The 1,362-nt window shown below is 43.5% G+C and carries 2 protein-coding genes; one reads left to right on the top strand and one right to left on the bottom strand.

What is annotated here, in order from left to right:
• A partial coding sequence (locus AM305_RS11230; protein ID WP_005826190.1) for a transposase occupies positions 1-200 on the bottom strand: 200 nt, incomplete at its 3' end.
• A gap of 93 nt (positions 201-293) precedes the next feature.
• On the opposite strand from AM305_RS11230, the gene AM305_RS11235 reads away from it, so the two are divergent.
• A complete protein-coding gene (locus AM305_RS11235) occupies positions 294-1,076 on the top strand; it encodes an IS3 family transposase (RefSeq protein WP_272941019.1) in 783 nt (260 codons plus the stop codon).
• The last annotated feature ends 286 nt before the right edge of the window (positions 1,077-1,362 follow it).

A 1,362-nucleotide genomic window follows, 5' to 3' on the forward strand; every position in this document is an offset into this window, starting at 1 on the left:
TTCCATCGCTTGCCACACAAACGCACAGGGTCAACAGCAGGGCGACCGTTATCTTGGCAATAAAGAGGGGCGATCTCATCACGGATAAATTCAAAATCAATGGCTTTGGCGACCTTGCGAACAAGATGGTCTTTGGGAACCGGTTGCTCAAGACTTATCATCTCGAGTTCATATTGAGGAGAAGGGGGATTTTTAAGCATAGACATTTCCTTTTTTCGATATGCCTATTAGATCAAACCTCTAGATAGATGTCTAGAGGTTTGTTAGCGGTCTGAAATCATGCATTGAATGATTTGCTTCGCGTGGCTAAAATGTCACGTTCTACCTTTTATTATCAACAGGTTAAGCGTGATTACACACAAGCTAAAGAGGCTATTTTGTCGCTGTATCACGAAAGCAAACAGCGTGACGGCTATCGTCCCTTAACGTTAAAATTGCGTCAGGTCGGCTTGGGTTTGAATCACAAAACCGTGCTGAAATTGATGCATGAACTACGCATTCGTTCAATATTACGTAAGAAACGAAACGGAAAACGCGGGAAAACGTCACATATTGCCCCGAACATGCTGAATCGTGATTTTACGGCAACACGACTCAATCAAAAATGGGTGACCGATGTGACAGAATTTCACATAGGGCAAGAAAAGCTCTATTTTTCGCCGCTGATGGATTTAGCTAATCGGGAAATTATTGCGTATAATTTTGCCACACGACCGAAGTTCTCGTTGGTAAAAAGGATGTTAGAACAAGGGCTTAACCAGCTCAAGCCGACGGATTACCCGATTATTCACCGCGACCAAGGTGTGTTATACGGCACGGCTGAATGGGTAAAAATGTTGGAAGGCAAGGCAGTGCAAAGCATGAGCCACCGGGGCAATTGTTACGACAACGCCGTGATTGAAAGCTTCTTTGCGATATTGAAATCAGAATGTTTTTACTCACGAACTTATACATCAATCGCTGAATTACAGGCAGAAATTGAAGAATATTTGGTGTATTACAACCAAAAACGAATTAAACTCGACTTAAAAGGATTGAGCCCGGCGCAATACCGAGCTCAATATTTACGTGAATAACCTGTCCAACTTTTGGGGGGCAGATCACTTTCAAAGTGCGGTCAGACCACTGACACCCCCACCTTTACAGCCCTTCTGTCAAAGGTAGATTTATTTTTTGCTGTTTTCTCTCTTTCTTTTGCATTTCACTTCGAATAGCCATTCAAGCGGTCAGTTTTGTGGATTTTTTTACCATTGCCGCGAGGAAGCATTGCATCTGTACTTTCGACAACCCTCTGTAACGGGCATTACGGTGTCCGTGGTGTTTTTACCTGTATCGTGTGGCAAGCGATGGAAAAAGGCTTGG

It is taken from the genome of Actinobacillus minor NM305, from assembly GCF_000175195.1.
GTDB classification, from domain to species: Bacteria; Pseudomonadota; Gammaproteobacteria; order Enterobacterales; family Pasteurellaceae; genus Haemophilus_A; species Haemophilus_A minor.